The organism is Corynebacterium sp. HMSC064E08 (assembly GCF_001811805.1).
GTDB lineage: Bacteria > Actinomycetota > Actinomycetes > Mycobacteriales > Mycobacteriaceae > Corynebacterium > Corynebacterium jeikeium_D.
The window spans coordinates 93,619-114,644 of the sequence record NZ_KV806691.1; the positions used below are offsets into that span (position 1 = coordinate 93,619).

Consider the following 21,026-nt stretch of genomic DNA (forward strand, 5'->3'; position numbering starts at 1 on the left):
TTACCTCTATTTCGCGACCTTTATTTCTGATAGGAGCGCTCACCGAAGATGGCGCGTCCCACACGCACGGTGGTCGCCCCCTCGGCGATGGCTTCGCGGTAGTCGCCGGACATACCCATTGACAGTTCGTTGAGGCTGACACCGTCCCGCAAATCCCCGAGCAGACTGTCCCGCAGCTCCCGCAGCTCCGCGAAGGTCTCGCGCACATTCGGATCATTCTGGGCCGCGATGGTCATAAACCCGCGCAGACGCAGGTTCGGGTATTCGCCATCGGGGCCAAACATGCGGACAAACTCCGCCGCGTGGCTCGGCGCCAGACCCGACTTCTGCGGCTCGCGGGAGGCATTGACCTGAATCAAGACATCGAGCGTGCGCTCGGAATCGGCCAAGCGACGCTGCAGTGCTCCGGCCACCTTCGGGCGGTCCAGAGCCTGAAACTCATCAGCACAACTGACCAAGTGGCCGGCCTTATTCGTCTGCAGTGGACCAATGATGGCCATATGTGGTGCCTTGTCGCCGAAGGCCTCCCGGAATGCCTCCGCCTTGGCCACCGCTTCCTGGACGCGGTTTTCCGCCAGGCCAGCGCAGCCGGCTGCTGCGAGCTCCGGCCAGGATTCCACCAGGGCGTCGACAGGCACAGTCTTGCTGACGGGCAGCAGGCGGACCTCGGAGGGCTGGCGCCCAGCTCGTCGGCAAGCGTCGTCGATCTCGGAGCGAACCTTGCGATAGTTTTCCACGAACATACCTCCCACTCTAAGGCCTGAGTAGGAAGAACTGTGCGGTAGTGTCGAATCATGCTCATGGACAGACTCTCGACGCTTTCCGTCATGCAGAGACGGATCTTGGCAATTGTATTTGGGCTGGTGTCGCTGGTCGTTGTCATCGACTTCATCTATCTTGCGGCAACTGCCTACATGATGGACCTCGAGGTCTTCCAAGACGCCGGCTGGGCACTACGACGAGACCAGGATCTCTACTCACCAGAGTTTCCCACCAGATCGGGTTTCCGCTTCATCTACCCACCGTTTGCGGCGCTGCTGTTTTACCCGCTGACCTGGGCGGGGCCGGTGACCCTGCAGATCATCTGGACGTTCGCCACGCTGGCGGCGGTGTGGGCGATGCTGTGGATGGTCTTCACTCGTCTCGGCTCTGAGCGTCCGAAGCTGATGGCTACCTGCGTGCTCGGTGTTGTGATGCTGCTCGACCCGCTGCGCGCCAACGTGCTCTTCGGGCAGATCAACGTCTTCCTCGCGCTGCTGGTGGTCTCCGATGTGCTGGGCTTTTTGCCCAAGAAACTGCGTGGACTGGGCGTGGGTATCGCGGCGGGAATTAAGATCACCCCCGCGGCATATGCGCTGGTGTTCCTCATGCGCCGTGACTTTGCGGCCGTGGCCAAGAGCTTCTGCTGGTTCCTGGTGACCGTCGCTATTGGTTTCGCCGTGCGCTTTAAGGAGTCCATCTACTTCTGGACCGATGAGTTCTTCGCCGGCAACCGCGGTGGCGCCCCGACCTATGAGGCCAACCAGGCGTTCAGTGGTCTGCTCGCCCGCGCCGGGGTGGAGGGTACCGCGCTCGATATTGGCATCTACGGTTTCTTCCTCATCGGTGCCATCGCTGCTGCTTTCGTGGCGTGGATCTACCACCGCAACGGCTATGATGTCGCAGCCCTTGGTTTCGTTGCGCTGGCGGTCAGCTTCGCCGGGCCATACGCGGTCAGCCACCACTGGTCGATCGTCATGGTCTTCGTGCCGCTGGTGCTCTTCGTCCGCGAGATTGGGCACATTATTGTCGGTGTCCTGTTCATGATCGCCCACTGGTGGGCACCGTACAAGGTGTTCGTGGGCAATGACTTCGGCCACGCTGCCAATGTGGGGCAGTGGTTCTACGGCAACATGCAGGGAATCATGGGGGGCGTGCTCTTCTTCACCTGCCTGGGCTACGCAATCTACCTCTGGCGCAAGCCCAGTCGCGTGCGGGCACAGGCAGCTGCTTAACGACGGGCTTGCTTAACGACGACGCTTCGTCCTCGCAGTAGCCTGCTCCTCCCACGGGTTCTCCGGCCACGGGTGCTTGGGGTAACGGCCCCGCATCTCGGAGCGAACCTGTGCGTAGGCGCCATTCCAGAAACTTTCCAAGTCCTGAGTGACCGCGAGTGGTCGCTGAGCCGGTGACAGCAAATGCATTGTCACCGGCTTTTCCAATACCTGCGGGGTCTCCGCCAGGCCGAAGCACTCCTGCAACTTCACGGCGAGCACAATCTTTGCCTCAGGGTCCGTGGGGTCCTCCGGGTACTCCAGGCGAATCTTCGAACCGGAGGGGACCTCCAGGCGTTCGGGCACCAGCCGGTCGAAGTCCGAAGCCTCCGGCCAGGGCAGCAGGCGGCGGAGGTGCTCGGCATCTAGCTTGGGTGGGGTCGGACGGTCCAGCTCGCCGGCAAAAAGGAGCTCGGCTTGGGCCGCGAGCCCTGCGGGGGAGACATCCGGCCATGGGGCACCGCGATGAGTGTGGAGAAAGGCCATGCGGCGGCGGAGCTGTTCGGTGTCGCGGTCGAGGTTGGGGGAGGCGTCGGTAAGCGCGTCGGCAAGCCAGGCGGAGTTGGCGGCGATGCACTGCTCGGGCGTCGGGGAGACCTGGCGGGAGGACAGCTCGATGGCGCCGAGCAGGTCGCGCTCGCGGGCGCGAACGCGGCCCTGTTCGACGCGCGCCGTGGTCTCCGTGCGGGCGAGGTGGCCGGCGGCGAGCATGGCGATTTCCAGGTCGATCGCCTCGCCGGTGCGGATGAGCGCACGACCGTGGGAGAGCCGCGAGATGTCGGCGGCCGCAATCCACTCGTGGCCGTGCAGGTCAGAACCGCGGGCGAGTTCCGCGGCGGTGCCGCCGGTGAAGAGGTATTCGTCGGAGTTCGCACTGCGGCGCCTCCCGATGAAATCCGGCCACGCCAGGGCCGTGACCAGCGCGGGGATGTCCGAGGGCAGCAGGTTGGCGGGGGCCTCAGTATCCAGCTCAATGCGGCGCACCTGCTTGGCCAAGCCGCGGGCATCGGTGAGTTTCTCCACCGCGCGTGCGACCGCGCCCGCGTGCTCCGGCATCATGGCCGTAGCCGTCAGCAGCGCGCGTCCCATGCGCGGATGCACCGGCAGGGTAGCCAGAGTACGGCCGAGTTCCGTGATGTCACCGTCCTCATCAACAGCGCCCAGACCAGCCAGAATGCGGTTTGCGACCTCCGCGTGGTGGGGTGGTGGGGCGTCGAGAAGCTTCAGTCCCTGCATCCCAGGCGTGCCCCACGCGGCGGCGTCGAGGAGCGCTTGGGTCAGGTCGGCGACCTCGATTTCCGGCGCGGGCCAGGCGGGAAAGGACGCGAATTCCGACTGGGAGACGCAGCGCACCACTATGCCCGGGCCCTCACGTCCCGCTCGGCCTGCGCGCTGGTTCGCCGAGGACTGCGCACACGAGCTGGTGACCAGGCCGGAGAAGCCACGCGCGATGTCGAGTCGCGGTCCGCGCGCGAGGCAGGCGTCGACAACGGCGCGCACGCCCGGCACGGTCACGGATGATTCCGCAATCGCGGTGGACACAATTACGCGTCTACCATCCGCTTGCCGACGGAACACGCGGTCCTGCTCCTCGGAGCTCTGCTGGCCGTGCAGCGTCAGCACCGCCACCTCCGAGGAATCCGCGATATAGCCTGCGCAGCGTTCCACCTCGCGGATGCCGGGGAGGAAAACCAGCACATCACCGGCGGCTTCTTCCGCGAGTGTGCTGGCCTGGGCGGCAACGTGCTGCAGGAAGTCGTCGGTCACACCGCGTGCATCCAGCCGCTGCGGAAAGGGCGCGTAGCGGATGTCCAGCGGAAAGATCTCCGCCTCCGCCGCCACAATGGGGGCCGGGGTGGAGCCGCCGAGCAAGGCCGCGAACTTCGGCGCGTCCACCGTTGCCGACATAGCGGCAATGCGCAGGTCATCGCGGATATCCCGCAAGTCGCGCACCATCGCCAACACCAGGTCGGTGTCCAAGCCGCGCTCGTGCACCTCATCGATGAGCACCGCGCTGGCATCCACGTCGCCGTCGCGCAGCAGTCGGCGCAGCAGCACACCGGGAGTGACAAACTCAACGCGGGTGGTGCGGGAAACTTTTGCGTCGCCACGCACCGAGTAGCCAACTTCCTCACCGAGCTTCGTGCCCGACAACTGCGCCAACCGCCGCGCCGCCGAGCGCACCGCCACGCGCCGGGGAGCCGTGACCACAATGCGGCCACCCAGGGTGTTGGCCACCGCCGGTGGAACCAACGTGGTTTTGCCGGTGCCCGGTGGGGCCTGGACTACTACGTCGTGGTCGCGCACGGCGTCGGCAAGCGAGGCGAGCTGCGACGCGAACGGCAGGCCTGCAGAAATGTTCTGCAAATTGAACTGGAAATCGGTGCTCATAGAACTGGTAGTAACTCCGGAAAGGCGGGTAAAGTGCCCGCATATGCAGGACTTATCTCGTTTTGGTTGGCTTTCAGTGGGGGCGGCGGTCGTCACCATCGCGCTGAAGTTTTGGGGCTACACTCTAACCGGATCGGTGGGCCTGCTTTCCGACGCGACGGAGTCGATTGTCAATCTGGTTGCGGCAGTTGTCGCAATTATCGTGCTCAAGGTTATCGCGCGGCCCGCAGACCGCGACCATGAGTTCGGCCATTCCAAGGCAGAGTACTTCTCGGCCGGGCTGGAAGGTGCCATGATCTTCGTGGCGGCGGCGGCCATTATTTATGTCTCCATCGAGCGGTTGGTGAACCCGCAGCCGATTGAGCAGATTGGCCAGGGCCTCGTCGTGACCGTAATTGCCTCGGTGATCAATGGTGCGGTGGCGCTGATTCTGCTTAAGGCCGGGCGCCAACACAACTCCCTGGCGCTGACCGCCGACGGCAAGCATCTGATGACCGACGTGTGGACCTCCGCCGGAGTGCTCGTAGGTGTGGCGCTGGTGTGGGTTACCGGCCTGTGGTGGCTTGACCCGATCATCGCGCTGGCCGTGGCCGTAAACATCCTGGTCACCGGCTACAAGCTGCTGCGCGATTCCGGTAACGGCCTGATGGACAAGGCCATGGAGGGCGACGACCGCGTGGCGGTGGATGAGATTTTGGCCTCGCACCGTGACCGGAGTCGTGGCATTGACGTCCACGAAATCCGCACTCGCGAGTCGGGGCATCAGAAGTTCATTGAGTTCCATGTGTTGGTGCCGGGCCCGTGGAGCGTGGAGCGCGGTCACGATGTGCTTACCGCGATGGAAGATGAGCTGCGGGAGCGTTTTCCAGGTGTGCATATCTCCTCGCATCTGGAGCCAATTGAGGACGAACGCGCCTATGGGGATGTGCAGTTGTAACGCGTGTGAGGCAAATTCCACGAAAGCGCTGAAAGTGATGAGCCTTACACTTTAAGATTGTGAATACAAAATCATGCACTGTTTAAGTCCACTCGAAGGAACTGCATAAATGACCTCCGAAGCCTCAACCACTTCCACTGGGGATAGCCGTTTTTCCGCGAAGAGCCCGAAGTTGCCGGAGCCGTGCCCTCGGCAGGACATCATTATTCCGGCAAATGACCGCGTCCTGCTGCGCGGAACCATGTTCCGCCCGAAGGAGAACCCAGAGAACATTCCCAACGGCATCATCACCGTTCACTCCGGTACCGGTGTGCCGCAGGGTTTCTACCACCGTTTCGCTGAGACCGTGGCAGAAAAGGGCTACGGCGTTATCACCTATGACTACCGCGGAATTGGCCAGTCCGCTCTGAAGACTGACCAGAACAATGAAGACATCCGGATGTCGGACTGGATCACCAAGGATATTCCGGGTGTGATTGAGTGGGCCAAGGAGACCTACCCGGACGTGCCGCACTTCGCTGTCGGTCACGCGGTTGGTGGTCACGGCATCGTCTACGCCGGCTCCGAGGGCACCTATGACGCAGCGGCGTTGGTCAACTGCCGCGGTATGCGTATTTCCAAGGTGCCGTCCGTGGCGGGCAAGGTCCGCGCATTCTTCATCTTCAATATTCTCGGCCCGATTAGCGGTTTCATCACTGGCCACATTCCGGCGTCGGCGTGGCGTCTGGCTGTCGAGCCGCCGAACGGTGTCATGCGTCAGTGGGCTCGCTGGGCTCGCAAGGAAGGCTACTTCTTCGACGACTCCGAGTTCGACTTCGCTAACCGCTTCTCCAAGGCTCCGCAGCCGTTCCTGTCCATCCGCGTTCCGGATGATTACTGGACTGAGGAGTCCTCGGCAGACCTGATCACCAATGTGATGAGCTCTGCGGAAAAGATTGAAAAGCGCCAGGCTCAGCCGGCTGGTGGTAAGGGCGTGGGCTACGGTGGGTACTTCCGCTCCGGTCACGAGAAGGAGTGGGACGAGCTGCTGGCCTGGTTCCAGGCCAACAAGGGCTAAGTAGGAGGTTTTATGGCGATTTCCCAGGTAGAAACGCCTTTCGGCGTGCTTGGAATCGCCACCTCCGCTCGCGGGGTCGTCGAAGTCAATCTCTTAGGCCCCGTGCTTGACGACGACCCCAGCGCCGCCGACCCCGAAGCGCAGGCGGTGGCGGAACTGGCGGCGCAGCAGTTCCGCGAGTATTTTGCCGGGCAGCGCCGTGAGTTTGCGCTGCCGCTGGACTGCGACGTATTCACGCAGGATTCTTTCCGCGCTCGTGCTCTGACCGCACTGCGCGATGTGCCGTATGGCCAGGTTGTGACCTATGGCGAGCTTGCCGAGATGGCCGGTTCACCCCGTGCCGCCAGGGCTGCCGGCTCGGCCTGTGCCACCAATCCGCTGGGTATTCTGATTCCCTGTCACCGCGTCGTTCCCGCCAGTGGGGGAGCGGGATCTTTCGGATCCTATGCCGGTGGCCGCGAAATGAAGCGCTGGCTACTCGAACTCGAAGGTTGGCCGCCCGCTAATCTCTAATGCATGACTTCACATTCTCCGCGCGACCAGTTCGCCACCGAATTTGAGAACATCGTCCGCAACCGCCGCGCCACACGCGTCTATGCTGACGAACCTCTTGACGACGCTGACGTGCGCCGCCTCCTGGAGCTATCTTTGGAAGCTCCCAGCGCCTTTAACATTCAGTCCCGCGCGATTGTGCGCATCGAGGACCCTGAGGTGCGCCAGAAGGTAGTGGAAGCTGCCGGTGGTCAGAAGCAGGTTGCCAATGCGCCGCTGCTGCTCGCCTTCATTGGTGAGCCGACCGGCTGGAAGCGCGGTATTCCGCGCCTGGTTGAGGCCAACAAGGCCACTGGCCTGTGGGACGAAGTCGCCGCTGCTGAGCGGGAGGCCTCGATGACCTCCTTCCATGAGGCCCGCGAGGAAAAGGGGCTCTCCCGCGAGTTCGCAATCCGCGACGCCATGATTGCCGCTTCTTTCGCTATGGTCACTGCCAGCGCCTTTGGTTGGGCTAGCTCCCCGATGACGGGCTTTAGTGAGCAGAAGGTCAAGGAAGCTATCGGTGCCGGTGACACCGATGTGGCGGTAGCGCTGTTGCTGGCCATCGGTGTCCCGGGTGAGTTCCCGGCTCACCCGGGCCGTTTCGAGTTCGAGCAGCGCGCCTACACCGACCGCTACGAGGCGTAGCAGCCCTAGCCCTACAGCGCGAGCGCTACCTCAACGGCCTGGCGGATGGCACGCTTTGCGTCCAGCTCAGCGGCCACGTCCGCGCCGCCGATGATGGTGACATTGGAGTTATCGCCGGTGACGCTCTCGCGATCCTTTCCGCCCAGGCAGTCCAGATTGGATACCTGACCAGTACAGACAATCACGTTGTCAACCGCGATGACCTGTGGCTTTTCATCGATGGTGATGTGCAGGCCCTCGTCATCGATACGGTTGTAGGTGACGCCGGTGTACTGCTTGACACCGGCCTTCTTGATTTCCGCACGGTGAACCCAACCAGTGGTCTTGCCCAGGCCCTTACCGATGCGGGAGGTCTTGCGCTGCAGCAGGTGCACCTCGCGCTCAACCTCAAACTCCTCAGCTGCGCCAGAGACCGTGCCCGGCTTGGTCAGACCCGCGCGGAACTCCGCAGGGTCACCGACGCCCCAGGCGTCCTTCCAGGCTTCGATGGTCTGGTTCGGCTTGCGAGTGAGGTACTCACACACGTCCACACCAATACCACCAGCACCGATGACGGCCACCTTGTTGCCGGCCTGCTTCGCACCCGAGAGCAGTTCGTCGTAACGAATGACCTTCTCGTGGTCGATACCGTCAATGCCCGGGATACGCGGGGTAACACCCGTGGCCACAATCACGTGGTCGAACTTGGCCTTGAGTTCGTCGACGTCGGCACGCGTGTTCAGGTGAACCGGAACTTCGAGTACCTCCAGACGGCGGGAGAAGTACTTCAGCGTCTCGCCGTAGTCCTCCTTGCCCGGAATCTTTGCGGCGAGGTTGAACTGGCCACCAATCTGGTCGGCGGCCTCGAAAATCTCCGGGTGGTGGCCGCGCTGAGCTGCGGCTTCCGCGAAAGCGAGTCCAGCCACACCAGCGCCGATGACGGCGACGCGCTTGGCCTTGTCCTTCGATACCGGCACGGATACCAACTCGGTTTCGTAAGCAGCCTTCGGGTTGACCAAACAGGTGGAGCGCTTGGCCGCGAAGGTGTGGTCCAAGCAGGCCTGGTTACAGGCGATACAGGTGTTGATCTGGTCAGCTCGACCATCGCCCGCCTTGATGGCGAAGTCCGGGTCAGCCAGCAGTGGGCGGGCCATGGAAATCAAGTCCGCATTGCCGTCAGCGAGGATCTTCTCCGCAACCTCGGGGCGGTTGATTCGGTTGGAGGCTGCCACCGGGACGTCGACAAGCGAACGGAGACGACCAGTCAGATCCGTGAATGCGGCGCGCGGCACGGACGTAACGATGGTGGGGACGCGTGCTTCGTGCCAGCCGATACCGGTGTTGAAGACATCGACGCCAGCCTCGACCAGACGTTGCGCGAGTTCAGTGGTCTCGGACCAGGTCTGGCCGTCTTCCACCAGGTCAAGAAGCGAAATGCGGTACTGCAGTAAGAAGTCCTCGCCCACTTCGGCGCGAATGCGACGGACAATTTCGATGGGCAGGCGCATGCGAGCCTCGGCGCTGCCGCCCCAGTTGTCCGAGCGGTGGTTAGTGCGCTCGGCCAGGAACTGGTTGAGCAGGTAACCCTCGGAGCCCATAACCTCGATGCCGTCGTAACCAGCACGTTTCGCGAGCTTCGCGGCGCGGACATAAGCGCCGATAGTGCGTGAGACATCAAAGCCGGTAAGGCGGTGAGCCTTAAACGGGCTAATCGGCGACTGACCGGTATTGGCGGAGCGGGCCAGCGGGCTGTAGCTGTAACGACCGGCGTGCAGCACCTGCAGCACGATGTGGCTGCCGTGGGAGTGCACGAGGTCAGTAACGCGGCGGTGATTGTCCGCCATGCGCTTTGACGCCATCATCGAACCGGCCGGAGTCAGCCAACCTTCGATGTTGGGAGCATAACCGCCGGTGACGATGAGCCCCACGCCACCTTCGGCGCGTCGACCCAGGTAGGCAGCCAGCTTGGGGATATCACGGGTGCGATCTTCCAGGCCGGAGTGCATTGAGCCCATGATGATGCGATTGCGCAGAGTTAGAGGACCGACGTCGAGAGGGGAGAGAAGATGTGGGAAGTGAGGCTGGTCAGACATGCAACCAGTATCGCGGTTTTAGCGGCTGTGTATGAGGTGAATCGGAAAAATTCCGGCACAGTTTTATATACGTTTCACGTGGAACATCAGGTGTAAAGCACACGCAGTCTTCGGCGCAGGAGGGTGTCGTATGACTACAGTCGGGGATATTAGTAGACGCATGTAGCAAGGAGTTGAGCCCCCATGACCTCTGAAACTTCAACTAATGGCAAGAAAGTAGCTGTAGTTACCGGTGCTTCTTCCGGTATTGGTGCAGCCACTGCCAAGCAGTTCGCAGCTGAAGGTTTCCGCGTTGTGCTGGGAGCCCGCCGCGAGGACAAGCTGGAGGCTGTCGCGGAGGAGATTCGCGCTGCCGGTGGTGAAGCGACGGTCTACAAGGTTGACGTCACCTCTGACGCCGATGTGGCGGCGCTGGCTAAGGCCGAACCGCGCGTCGACGTGCTGGTTAACAACGCCGGTGGCGCCTGGGGCATGGAATCGGTTGAAGGCGCTGTCGAGGAAAAGTGGCGCTGGATGTACGAGGTCAACGTGCTGGGCACCCTGCGCGTCACCCGCGCGCTGCTGCCCGCATTGAAGTCCACTAGCGGCATTGTGCTCACCGTCGGCTCGATTGCCGGCCGTCAGGTCTACACCGGCGGCGCCGGTTACAACGCAGCCAAGCACGCTGAGCGCGCGCTGGTGGAAGTCCTGCGTCAAGAGGTTGCTGCCGATGGCGTGCGCGTCACCGAAATCGATCCGGGGCGCGTCCACACCGACTTCTCACTCGTGCGTTTCGACGGCGACGAGACCAAGGCCGCAGCGGTCTACGATGGCGTTGAGTCGCTGACCGCCGATGATGTTGCCGACATCATTGTGTTCGCGGCCACCCGTCCGAAGCGCGTCAACATTGACTTCCTGCAGGTGACCCCCATCGACCAGGTGGGCGGCGCGAAGCCGAAGAAGTAAACCGACTACATAGAGGAGCCGTACATGAGCATCGATATTGCCGCTGACACCAAGATTGCCCTGGTCACGGGTGCAAGCCGTGGTATTGGCCTGGCGGTCGCCAAGGATCTCTCCCGTGACCACCATGTCATTGTGGGCGCTACCAGTGCTGAGTCTGCCGAGAAGGTGGCGTCGCAGTTGCCGTCGGCAAGCGTATTCGTTGCTGATCTGGGTGATACCGACGCCGTAAACGCGGAAGTGGCAAAGCTGTTGGAGGCGCTCGGTGGGCGCGGGCTGGATGTGCTCGTGCACTCGGCGGGCGTGTACGTCGATGGGGACGTGGCGGAGGTTTCGCGTGCGGACTGGTCGCGAATTATGGACATCAACGTCGTCGCCGTCGCCGACCTGACACGCCAGCTGCTGCCAGCGCTGCGCAAGGCGGAGGGCACGCTGGTAACCATCAACTCGGGCTCGGGATTCCGCGCTTCAGCTGGTACTTCACCGTATGCAGCGTCGAAGTTCGCGCTGCGGGCCTTCACCGATGCGCTGCGCGAGGAAGAGCGTGGCGCGGTTCGAGTCAGCTCCGTGCACCCCGGGCGCGTCGATACCGATATGCAGGTTCAGCTGCAGTCGAATTGGCACCGCGATGATGCTGATTGGCGTTACGACGGCACGAAGTTCATGCGGCCTGAATCGATCGCAGCCGCAGTACGTCTGGCCGTTGATACCGGAGCGGATGCCAACGTGGATGAAATCCAGGTGCGCCCGCGCGGATAGCCGCGCAAAAGGTAGCTGAGACAAGCAAAAAGTGTGCCCACCAGGCGGATAGCCGGTGGGCACACTTTCGTGTGCAGGCTTCTTACTGAGCGTCCAGATTCAGGCGCTCGTGCATCGCCTTGACCTCGCGCGGGACAACCTTGCCGATGGCGTTGCGCGGCAGGGAGTCGACGAAGAAGACGCGGTCCGGAGTGGAGTGCTCGGCCAGAGTTTCGCGGACGTACTCGCGCAGCATGTCCTCGGTGAGGTTCTTGCCGGCCTCATTGTCCTCGCGGACAACGTAGAGGAACAGGTCAGCGAAAATCTCGTCGTTTTCGTTGCTGCCGTGGCAGAAGACATCGGCGATGCCCGGCACCGGGCCCAGAATTTCTTCGACCTCGCGTGGGAAGACGTTCTCGCCGCCCTTGATCACCATGTCGTCGGAGCGACCACAGATGTACAGGTAGCCGTCCTGGTCGATACGGCCGAGGTCACCAATCTGGAACAGGCCATCGACGGTGGTGAACTTGTCCTTCTTGTTCAGGTAACCGATGAAGGAGAGCTCCTGAGCGGTGTGGATCATGCCAACCTCACCCGGCTCGACTTCCTTGCCGTCGTCACCCAGGATGCGAACCTTGGCGCCAATTGCCGGGCGACCTGCGGAGTCCGGGCGGGCTGCGAGGTCCGCGCCGGATGCGATGGAGCACAGGCCGGCCTCGGTGGAGCCGTAGAAGTTACAGATAACCGGACCGAAGCGGTGAGTCAGCGCGGAGACGAGCCAGCCCGGGATGGCGTTACCAGAGGAGACAATGAAGCGGAACGGGCCAATCTTGCGGTTCGGCTCCTCATCCAGAACATCCTTGATCTGGCGCAGGAAGAAGGCCGCGGAAATCATGCCGTTACAGCCGTACTGTTCACACTGGTCAACAGCCTTCTTCGGGTCGAAGACACGCATGGTGACAATGGTGGAGCCGGTAGCCATGCCAATCAGCACATTTGCCCAGCCCCAGGCGTGGAACATGGATGCGGACTGGTGAATGACCATGTTGCGGCGCCACGGAATACGATCGGCGATTGCACCCACGGTTGCCGGTGTCTTGGGCTCATTGCGCAGGACACCCTTCGGGATGCCGGTGGTGCCGGAGGACATGATGATGATGCGTCCCTGCTCCGGCTTCGGATCTAGCTTGGCGTTCGATGTACGACCTTCTTCAATGAGGTCTTCCATGAACACGAAGTTCTTGCCCGCGTTCTTGCGGGTCTCCGGCTTGGTCACGGAGGTAATAACGACGGTGACATCGTCGAGGTCTTCTGGCAGGTTGCCCAGGAACTCGTCATCGACGAACAGGAACTTGGCCTTATTCTGGTCAACGACACCGCGAATCTGAGTCGGGCCGGAGCCGATGTTCATCAGCATAATTTCGGAGCCGATGAATCCCTTGATGGCCATCGGCAGGATGATGCCGCGGCCGTTGCGTGCGATAACGCCGAAGCTGGACTTCTGGGTCATGCCACGGTCCATCAAGGCGCGAGCCAGGGCGTGAGAGTTGTCAAGCAGCTGAGAATAGGTGAGTTCGCCGTCATCATCGACAAGGGCGAGGCGATCCGGGTAGCGCAGCGCACTCATGGAAATCAGGCTGGCGACGGAGAACTTCAGGCGACGCAGGTAATCGAGAATCTTCGGCGCCGTCTTCGGAGTCATGTACAGGGCACCAGTACGCAGGAGTGGTGGAATCGACTGGGCAAAAGCCTTGATTTGGAGCCCAAGTGGTACTTCCGGAGCCTTCATTTCAGCTGCCATGGGTGAGAATCCTCCAAGATGATGGACAAGCGATTAATAGCGCCAAGCGACTCTTTAGTCACACTGACACCATCAGTCACGGTAGTGCGATTTTGTAACAATCAGACTTTAACAAACCTGTGCCGCGTCAAAAAGTAGTTTCCACGAAGAAAAGTAAAAAATACGCAGTCGGCGTGCGCAATGCTTTACGACGGGTACCTTTTCGCGTACGGGCTCGAGGATACAGTGTTATCAAACAGTTATAAACCGACAGGAAGCAGTGAATATAACGAAAAGATAACACTACGGTAACGAATTCAATTCTGATATTGACGTATATAACTCTATGAACCCAGGGGTTTTCGGTTGGTTTGTTTGACGGGGCGGGCAGTAGCTGAATGGCGGTCGCCCCCAGAAATTAGGGGGCTAGGAATCTTCAGAAAAATAGAAATGTTCGCGACTAGGAGGGGCGGAGGTTGCGAACACGTAGCTAAATAGGTGACATATTCGCCGGCTTGAGCCTCGGTGTGTGGCATCGGTGAGCGCCGGAGGAAGTTGCCCTAATTCAGGGTTAGGGCGGCAAGTGCGGGCTCATCCTCTGGTGTGCAGGTAGAGAGCCAACGGTCGATGGCATCGTACTCCGCCTGTGTGAGCCACAGGTGGTATTTCTGTTTTACTGCCACCTGGCGAGCGACATACTGGCAGCGAAATGGCTTATTGGCGGGTACCCAGGATGCGGCATCGCTATCCCGCTTCTGTTGATTGGCGGGGCCATCGACGGCCAAGAGGTTGAGGGGGTCATTGGCAAAGTCCTGCCGAACCTCGGGCGGGAGTTGCTGTGCCCCCTTTTGCCAGGCGTCGCTTAAGGCTACGACATGGTCGATTTGAACGGCAGAAGAGGTATCGCGGCCACGCTGGAACTCAATCATCGTGCCGGTATAGGGATCCAGTAATTGCCCTGAAAGCACGACGCAATCGTGGCTATTTGGTTTGTACTCCTTATTAATAAGGTCACGATTCAAAATATCGTTTCGCGTGTCACATCCGTTGTGCCCAAACTCGGCAGAGACGTCGTCGCTCCAACGTTGCCCGAACTCATCGCGCGCATAGCCGGTTTTCGGTGCGCGCCCTTTTACCTCCAGCTGGTTGAGGGCGCTACGGATGCCGTCGATAGGCGATGTGCCGGGCGCTGGGGTGTCCGGGGCGGCGGGGGTGTGGGGCGCTTCGGGAATCTCGGGCGCGGGTTCCTCTGGCTCGGGCGTAAATGCGGGTGCCGGTGCCGGGCTGTATGACTGGCTCTCTGGAGTGGGGGCTGTGGGGGCCGTGCAGCCGCTGAGGATTGTCGCTGCGCCGATAAGGAGGGCGAGGCCCTGCAGCGGCGAGCGGAAACGACGGTTGGCGAGCATGGAGCTAACCATAGCGGTGGGGGCGGATTGGGTATGGAGGGAGGTTTGCTAAAGAATCGAACAATTGTGCGTAGTTAGCGGGGGTGGTAGCTCGATTAGGGGGTTATGGCGTTAAAGCGGGTAGTAAAAGCCCGGTTTTAGTCGAACGGGAAGGGTGTTCTAGCTCCTTCGGGGGTGGGTAAATATAGCTAGTTCCCTAAATACGTATTGCAATACGCCTAGATGAAAGTGCATTGTTAAAACAGTTGGAAATATAGATAACCCGTGTCCCCCAATTGGCACATTGCACCTACAAGGGGAAAACAGCCATGACAGCTAAGACAGCCATGACTCTGACCGAAACAGCGACCACATTGCCTCGTGGTCCTCAGAGGGAAGGTCTCTACCACCCGTCGAACGAACATGATGCGTGTGGCGTGGCCTTTGTTGCCGACATTTACGGTCGCCAGACCCATGACATTGTGGAAAAGGGCATCCAGGCACTGGTCAACCTCGACCACCGCGGTGCCGCCGGCGCTGAGAAGACCACCGGCGACGGTGCCGGCATTCTCATTCAGGTTCCGGATGCCTACTACCGTGCTGAGCTGAGCAAGGAAGGCGTTATTTTGCCGCCGGCTGGCACCTACGCCACCGGTATTGCGTTCCTGCCGCAGTCGCGCATGGCCACCCTTGATGCCATCCGGGCTATTGAAGACATCTGCGCCGAAGAGGGCATCGAGATCTTGGCATGGCGCGATGTGCCGATTAACGCTGACGGGCTTGGCCAGATGGCTCGCCAGGCTATGCCGGTGCTGCGTCAGCTCTTCGTTACCGCGAAGAACTACGAGGGTCGCCAGCTCAGCGATATCGATCTCGACCGCAAGATGTTCTTCCTGCGTAAGCGCTGCGAGCGTGAGCTGGGTGAACAGGGCGCTGGCGAGGGCTCTGGTGGCGACACCGTGTACTTCCCGTCGCTGTCCAGCCGCACGATCGTCTACAAGGGCATGCTGACTACTCCGCAGCTGAAGGATTTCTACCTTGACCTGCAGCAGAAGGAAGTCACTTCCGCGCTCGCCATCGTGCACTCACGCTTTTCCACGAACACTTTCCCGTCCTGGCCGCTGGCACACCCGTACCGCTACGTCGCTCACAATGGCGAAATCAACACCGTGCGCGGCAACGAGAACTGGATGCGCGCCCGCGAGTCGCTAATTCGCTCTGGCAAGCTGGGCAACATCGACCGCGCGCTGCCGGTGTGCGACCCCAACGGTTCTGACACTGCGCGTTTCGACGAGGCCCTGGAGTTACTGCATCTCGGTGGTCGTAGTCTCCCGCATGCGGTCATGATGATGGTTCCGCAGGCCTGGGAGCACGACGACAATCTCAGCCCGCAGGTTCGCGCGTTCTACGAGTACCACGCCTGCCTGATGGAGCCGTGGGACGGCCCCGCTGCCATCTGCTTTACCGACGGCCAGGTCATCGGTGCCACCCTGGATCGCAATGGTCTGCGCCCGGGGCGCATCTGGGTGACCGACGAGGGCCTGGTGGTGATGGCCTCCGAAGCTGGTGTCCTGGATATCCCGCCGGAGCAGATTGTGCAGCGCACGCGCGTGCAGCCGGGGCGCATGTTCCTGGTGGACATGAAGGCCGGTCGCATTATTGAGGACAAGGAGATTAAGTCCACGCTGGCCGCCACCGGGCCATACGAGGAATGGATCAAAGAGGGCCTGGTCGACATCACCGACCTGCCACGAGAGCGCTACCAGTACATGCCGCATGCCCGCGCGGTGTTACGACAGCGCGTCTTCGGCATCACCGAAGAAGACGTTGACCTCATCATCCGCCCGATGGCACTCACCGGCGCGGAGGGCCTGGGTTCGATGGGCTCAGACACGCCGATTGCGGCACTGTCCAACCGCCCTCGCATGCTGTTCGACTTCTTCTCGCAGCGGTTCGCGCAGGTTACCAACCCGCCGTTGGACTCGCTGCGCGAAAAGTCCATCACCAGCATGAATACGTTGCTGGGTGCAGAGACCAACATCCTGGAGCCCACCGCCGATGCCGCCCGTCGCATCCGGCTTGAGCATCCAATCCTGGACAACCACGACTTTGTCACCCTGTGCCAGGCGGGCAAGAACGAGGAGTACTCCGAGTTCCGTGCCGAGGTCATCTCTGGCCTGTACCCGGTCGCCCGCGGTGGCCGTGGCCTGCGCAACGCTATCCGTCGTGTTCGCCGTGAGGTCTCTGAGGCCATTGACCGTGGTGCCCGACTGATTGTGCTGTCTGACCGTGAGTCCAACGAGCGCTTTGCCCCCATCCCGTCGCTGCTGCTGACCTCCGCGGTCCACCACCACCTGGTGGAGGAGCGCACTCGCACGCGCGCCAGCCTCATCATTGAGGCTGGCGACGCCCGCGAGGTGCACCACATGGCCATGCTGCTGGGCTTTGGTGCCGATGCCATTAACCCATACATGACTTTCGAAACCATCGATGAGCTGCGCATGAAGGACCAGCTCGGAGCTCTGACGTTGGATCAGGCCTGCTCGAACTACTGCAAGGCTGCCTCCAAGGGCGTGCTGAAGGTCATGTCCAAGATGGGTATCGCCTCACTGCAGTCCTACCGTGGCGCTCAGCTGGCCGACACCGTCGGTCTGTCGCAGGAGTTCCTGGACGAGTACTTCACCGGCGCTGTTTCTCCGCTGGAAGGTATTGGTCTCGACGAGGTCGCAGAAGATGTTGCCGCCCGTCACCGCAGCGCATTCCTGCCGCGTCCGGAAGAGCAGGCACACCGTGAGCTGGATCTCGGCGGCGAGTACAAGTGGCGTCGCGAAGGCGAGTACCACCTATTCAACCCAGAGACAATCTACACGCTGCAGCATGCGACCCGCACTGGTCAGTACGCGGTCTTCCGCGACTACACCAACAAGGTTGATGAGCAGACCAAGCAGCTGGCAACTCTGCGCGGCATGCTCGAGTTCGCCTCAGATCGCGAGCCGATCGACATTGAAGAGGTCGAACCGGTCTCGAGCATCGTCAAGCGTTTCTCCACCGGCGCAATGAGCTATGGCTCCATCTCTGCGGAGGCACATGAGACGCTGGCCATCGCTATGAATCGCCTGGGCGCCATGTCCAACTCCGGCGAGGGTGGCGAGGACCCAGACCGTTTCGAAATGGAGGCCAACGGCGACTGGAAACGCTCTGCCATCAAGCAGGTCGCATCGGGCCGCTTCGGTGTGACCAGCCACTACCTGTCCAACTGCACCGACATCCAGATCAAGATGGCCCAGGGTGCAAAGCCCGGGGAAGGTGGCCAGCTGCCACCGAACAAGGTCTACCCGTGGATCGCGGAAGTCCGCATCACCACCCCGGGCGTGGGGCTAATCTCGCCGCCACCGCACCACGACATCTACTCAATCGAGGATCTGGCACAGCTCATCTACGACCTCAAGAACGCCAATCCGCGCGCCCGCATTCACGTCAAGCTCGTCTCCGAGCAGGGCGTGGGTACCGTCGCCGCTGGTGTCTCGAAGGCGCATGCCGACGTCGTGCTGATCTCCGGCCACGATGGCGGCACTGGTGCCTCGCCACTGACCAGCCTCAAGCACGCCGGCGGTCCGTGGGAGCTGGGGCTCGCTGAAACCCAGCAGACCCTGATGCTCAACGGGCTGCGCGACCGCATCCGCGTGCAGTGCGATGGCCAGCTCAAGACCGGTCGTGATGTCGTGGTCGCGATGTTGCTGGGTGCTGAGGAGTTTGGTTTTGCTACCGCTCCGCTGGTGGTTGAGGGCTGCGTCATGATGCGCGTCTGCCACCTGGACACCTGTCCAGTTGGTATTGCCACCCAGAATCCGAAGTTGCGGAGCAAGTTCACCGGCCGTGCCGAGCACGTGGTCAACTTCTTCACCTTCATCGCCCAGCAGGTCCGTGAATACCTCGCTGAGCTGGGGTTCCGCACCATCGACGAAGCGGTCGGACATGCCGAGTGCCTGCGTCCGCGCAAGGATCTGGGCAACCTTCCGCGCGTCGCAAAGCTTGACCTGGAGCGAATCCTGCACGTTGCCGAGAGCCCCTTCTTTGCGGACCAGGATTCCTACTGCACGAAGGCGCAGGACCACGGGCTCGAGGGTGCGTTGGACGAGCGCCTCATCGATGAAGCGCAGCCCGCGCTGCGTACGGCGCGCGCGAATGGGCTGGCGCCGACACCGGTATCGCTGCACCACGCCATCAGCAATGTGAACCGTTCCGTGGGCACGCGCCTGGGGTACGAAGTCACTAAAGTCGCAGGTAAGCAGGGGCTTGCCGACGACTCCATCGTCGTCAACCTGCTCGGTTCCGCCGGTAACTCGCTGGGTGCGTTCCTGCCGGCCGGTGTGACCATCAAGCTGGAGGGCGATGCCAACGACTTCGTCGGCAAGGGCCTGTGCGGCGGCAAGATTGTGGTCCGACCTTCACGTTCGGCCCCGCCGACCGCGGATGTGGCTACCGACACCATTGCCGGCAACGTCATTGGTTTCGGCGCCACCAGCGGTGAAATCTTCGTTCGCGGCACTGTCGGTGAGCGCTTCTGCGTGCGTAACTCCGGTGCTACGGCCGTGGTCGAGGGCATCGGTAACCACGGTTGCGAGTACATGACCGGTGGCCGCGTCGTAGTGGCGGGCCCGGTCGGTCACAACTTCGGCGCCGGTATGAGTGGCGGTATCGCTTACCTGCTGGATAACGAGGCGACGCGGGCGAACATCAACACCGAGTTGGTCGATATTGTGCCGCTCGATGATGAGGACATCAGCTGGTTGGAGGCCACGCTGTCGAAGCACCGCAAGCTCACGGGTTCCAAGACTCGGTTCCCGGCTGCACAGTTCATCAAAATCATGCCGCGTGATTACGCCCGAATTCTCGACGTAGTCGCGAAGGCAAAGGACAACGACGCTGACATCAACGAAGCAATCATGGAGGCAGTAACCAATGGCTGATCCGAAGGGTTTCATGAAATTCCAGCGCGAAGAGCCTGCTCATCGCCCGGTTCCGCTGCGTCTGATGGACTGGAAAGAGGTCTATGAGGAGGCTAGCAACGAGCAGGTGCAACAGCAGGCGACCCGCTGTATGGATTGTGGCGTGCCGTTTTGTCACTCGGCCTGCCCGCTGGGCAACATCATTCCGGAGTGGAATGACCTGGTTCGTCAGAACCGCTGGCACGAGGCTTTCGAGCGCTTGCACGCCACCAACAACTTCCCCGAGTGGACCGGTCGCCTGTGCCCGGCTCCGTGCGAGGGCGGTTGTGTGCTCGGCATCAACGACGATGCCGTGACCATTAAGAACATCGAGCTGGCCATCGTTGAACGCGGCTTCGATGAGGGCTGGGTTCAGCCAATTGTGCCGACTTTCGACACCGGCCAGCACATCGCTGTCATCGGCTCCGGGCCAGCGGGCCTTGCTGCAGCACAGCAGCTTACTCGCGCCGGGCATGATGTCACGGTCTTCGAGCGCGACGACAAGATTGGTGGTCTGATGCGCTACGGTGTGCCGGATTACAAGATGGAGCAGCGCTTCCTCGACCGCCGTCTTGAGCAGATGGAAATCGAGGGCACCGAGTTCCGTACCAACGTCTCACCGACAGCTGCTGACCTGGCCGAATTCGATGCAGTGGTCCTAGCTACCGGCGCGTCACTGGCCCGCGACCTGCCTGTCGATGGCCGTGATTTGGAGGGTATTCACCAGGCTATGGAGTACCTGCCGGGTGCCAACCGCGTTGCCGCAGGCGAGCTCGACACCCCGCCGATTGATGCGAAGGGCAAGAAGGTCGTTGTCATTGGCGGCGGTGACACCGGCATTGACTGCTTCGGTACCGCGCTGCGCCAGGGAGCGGCGTCCGTCACGCAGTTCGATATTCGCCCCCGTGCACCGAAGTCCCGTGCGGCGTCGACTCCGTGGCCGATGTACCCGCTGGTCTGGCGCGTGGCGACTGCTCACGAAGAAGGTGAGTACACCATCACCGGTTCCGAACCGCCAGAGGTTACCGAGGCGCTCGGCCTTAACGCTCGCGTCACCGGCGAGACCCTGGGCAAGCGCGTGTTCAACGTCAACACCGTCTCCTTCCACGGCGAGGACGGTCACGTGACCGGCCTGTCCGCCAACGAGGTCGAGGTCATCGATGGCAAGCGTGTGCCTATGGAGGATACGGATTTCGAACTCGATGCCGACCTAGTTCTCATCGCGCTGGGCTTCTCCGGTCCGGAGCGCGGTGGTCTGTCGCATGAGCTGGGGATTCAGTTCAACGATCGCGGTGTGATGATGCGTGACGACGACTACCTCGCCGTGCGCAGCGACATCGAGCAGAACTTCGACGGTCCGGTGTTCGTGGCCGGTGACAATGGCCGCGGGGCCAGTTTGATTGTGTGGGCTATCGCCGAAGGCCGCGCCTGCGCCGAGGCTGTGGACCAGTACTTGATGGGCGAGTCCAATCTGCCGCGCGCTGTCGAGCCGGAGGATGCTCCAATTAAGTTGTAAGCCCTGGT

General features: G+C 61.7%; 14 protein-coding genes. 9 read left to right on the forward strand and 5 right to left on the reverse strand.

Going from position 1 to position 21,026, the window contains the following annotated elements:
• Positions 1–20 precede the first annotated feature (20 nt).
• Positions 21–743, reverse strand: coding sequence for a YggS family pyridoxal phosphate-dependent enzyme (locus HMPREF2820_RS00465; RefSeq protein WP_049189826.1), 723 nt, complete (start codon positions 741–743; stop codon positions 21–23).
• 84 nt (positions 744–827) lie between these two features.
• Between HMPREF2820_RS00465 and HMPREF2820_RS00470 the strand changes: the two genes are divergently transcribed.
• Positions 828–1,994 (forward strand): glycosyltransferase 87 family protein, encoded by a 1,167-nt coding sequence (locus tag HMPREF2820_RS00470; protein WP_224784082.1) that lies wholly within the window; start codon positions 828–830, stop codon positions 1,992–1,994.
• Between the two features lie 12 nt (positions 1,995–2,006).
• Here the strand turns inward: HMPREF2820_RS00470 and HMPREF2820_RS00475 are convergent, their stop codons facing one another.
• On the reverse strand, positions 2,007–4,424 hold the full coding sequence (locus tag HMPREF2820_RS00475) for an ATP-dependent RNA helicase (RefSeq protein WP_070602204.1): 2,418 nt from the start codon (positions 4,422–4,424) through the stop codon (positions 2,007–2,009).
• A gap of 43 nt (positions 4,425–4,467) precedes the next feature.
• Here HMPREF2820_RS00475 and HMPREF2820_RS00480 point away from each other — a divergent pair, with 43 nt between their 5' ends.
• The 4 genes from HMPREF2820_RS00480 (at position 4,468) to HMPREF2820_RS00495 (ending at position 7,597) form a co-directional block, all read left to right on the forward strand.
• Positions 4,468–5,361 carry a cation diffusion facilitator family transporter gene (locus tag HMPREF2820_RS00480; protein WP_070602206.1) on the forward strand — a complete coding sequence of 298 codons (894 nt, stop codon included), beginning with the start codon at positions 4,468–4,470 and terminating at the stop codon, positions 5,359–5,361.
• A gap of 109 nt (positions 5,362–5,470) precedes the next feature.
• Complete coding sequence (locus HMPREF2820_RS00485; RefSeq protein ID WP_049189819.1) at positions 5,471–6,418, forward strand: alpha/beta hydrolase family protein; 948 nt, start codon at positions 5,471–5,473, stop codon at positions 6,416–6,418.
• Between the two features lie 12 nt (positions 6,419–6,430).
• The gene (locus HMPREF2820_RS00490) at positions 6,431–6,931 is read left to right on the forward strand and encodes a methylated-DNA--[protein]-cysteine S-methyltransferase (RefSeq protein WP_070602208.1); all 501 of its coding nucleotides are present in this window, start codon (positions 6,431–6,433) and stop codon (positions 6,929–6,931) included.
• 3 nt (positions 6,932–6,934) lie between these two features.
• Positions 6,935–7,597, forward strand: a complete 663-nt coding sequence (locus tag HMPREF2820_RS00495) for a nitroreductase family protein (protein WP_070602210.1) — start codon at positions 6,935–6,937, stop codon at positions 7,595–7,597.
• Positions 7,598–7,608: 11 nt separating this feature from the next.
• On the opposite strand, the gene HMPREF2820_RS00500 is transcribed toward HMPREF2820_RS00495, so the two are convergent.
• A complete protein-coding gene (locus tag HMPREF2820_RS00500; RefSeq protein WP_049193381.1) occupies positions 7,609–9,669 on the reverse strand; it encodes an oxidoreductase in 2,061 nt (686 codons plus the stop codon).
• A 183-nt stretch (positions 9,670–9,852) separates the two neighbouring features.
• On the opposite strand from HMPREF2820_RS00500, the gene HMPREF2820_RS00505 reads away from it, so the two are divergent.
• Together HMPREF2820_RS00505 and HMPREF2820_RS00510 are read left to right on the forward strand one after the other, a co-directional pair.
• Positions 9,853–10,614 (forward strand): SDR family oxidoreductase, encoded by a 762-nt coding sequence (locus HMPREF2820_RS00505; RefSeq protein WP_049193380.1) that lies wholly within the window; start codon positions 9,853–9,855, stop codon positions 10,612–10,614.
• Positions 10,615–10,638: 24 nt separating this feature from the next.
• Positions 10,639–11,370 carry an SDR family oxidoreductase gene (locus tag HMPREF2820_RS00510; RefSeq protein ID WP_016421787.1) on the forward strand — a complete coding sequence of 244 codons (732 nt, stop codon included), beginning with the start codon at positions 10,639–10,641 and terminating at the stop codon, positions 11,368–11,370.
• Positions 11,371–11,452: 82 nt separating this feature from the next.
• Here HMPREF2820_RS00510 and HMPREF2820_RS00515 read toward each other — a convergent pair whose 3' ends face one another.
• The gene (locus tag HMPREF2820_RS00515) at positions 11,453–13,150 is read right to left on the reverse strand and encodes an AMP-binding protein (RefSeq protein ID WP_016421788.1); all 1,698 of its coding nucleotides are present in this window, start codon (positions 13,148–13,150) and stop codon (positions 11,453–11,455) included.
• Between the two features lie 539 nt (positions 13,151–13,689).
• The gene (locus HMPREF2820_RS00520) at positions 13,690–14,535 is read right to left on the reverse strand and encodes an HNH endonuclease family protein (protein ID WP_049172614.1); all 846 of its coding nucleotides are present in this window, start codon (positions 14,533–14,535) and stop codon (positions 13,690–13,692) included.
• 326 nt (positions 14,536–14,861) lie between these two features.
• Between HMPREF2820_RS00520 and gltB the strand changes: the two genes are divergently transcribed.
• On the forward strand, positions 14,862–19,484 hold the full coding sequence (gene gltB, locus HMPREF2820_RS00525) for a glutamate synthase large subunit (RefSeq protein WP_070602275.1): 4,623 nt from the start codon (positions 14,862–14,864) through the stop codon (positions 19,482–19,484).
• Positions 19,477–21,018, forward strand: coding sequence for a glutamate synthase subunit beta (locus HMPREF2820_RS00530; RefSeq protein ID WP_070602212.1), 1,542 nt, complete (start codon positions 19,477–19,479; stop codon positions 21,016–21,018). The genes gltB and HMPREF2820_RS00530 overlap by 8 nt, the downstream gene beginning before the upstream one ends.
• The last annotated feature ends 8 nt before the right edge of the window (positions 21,019–21,026 follow it).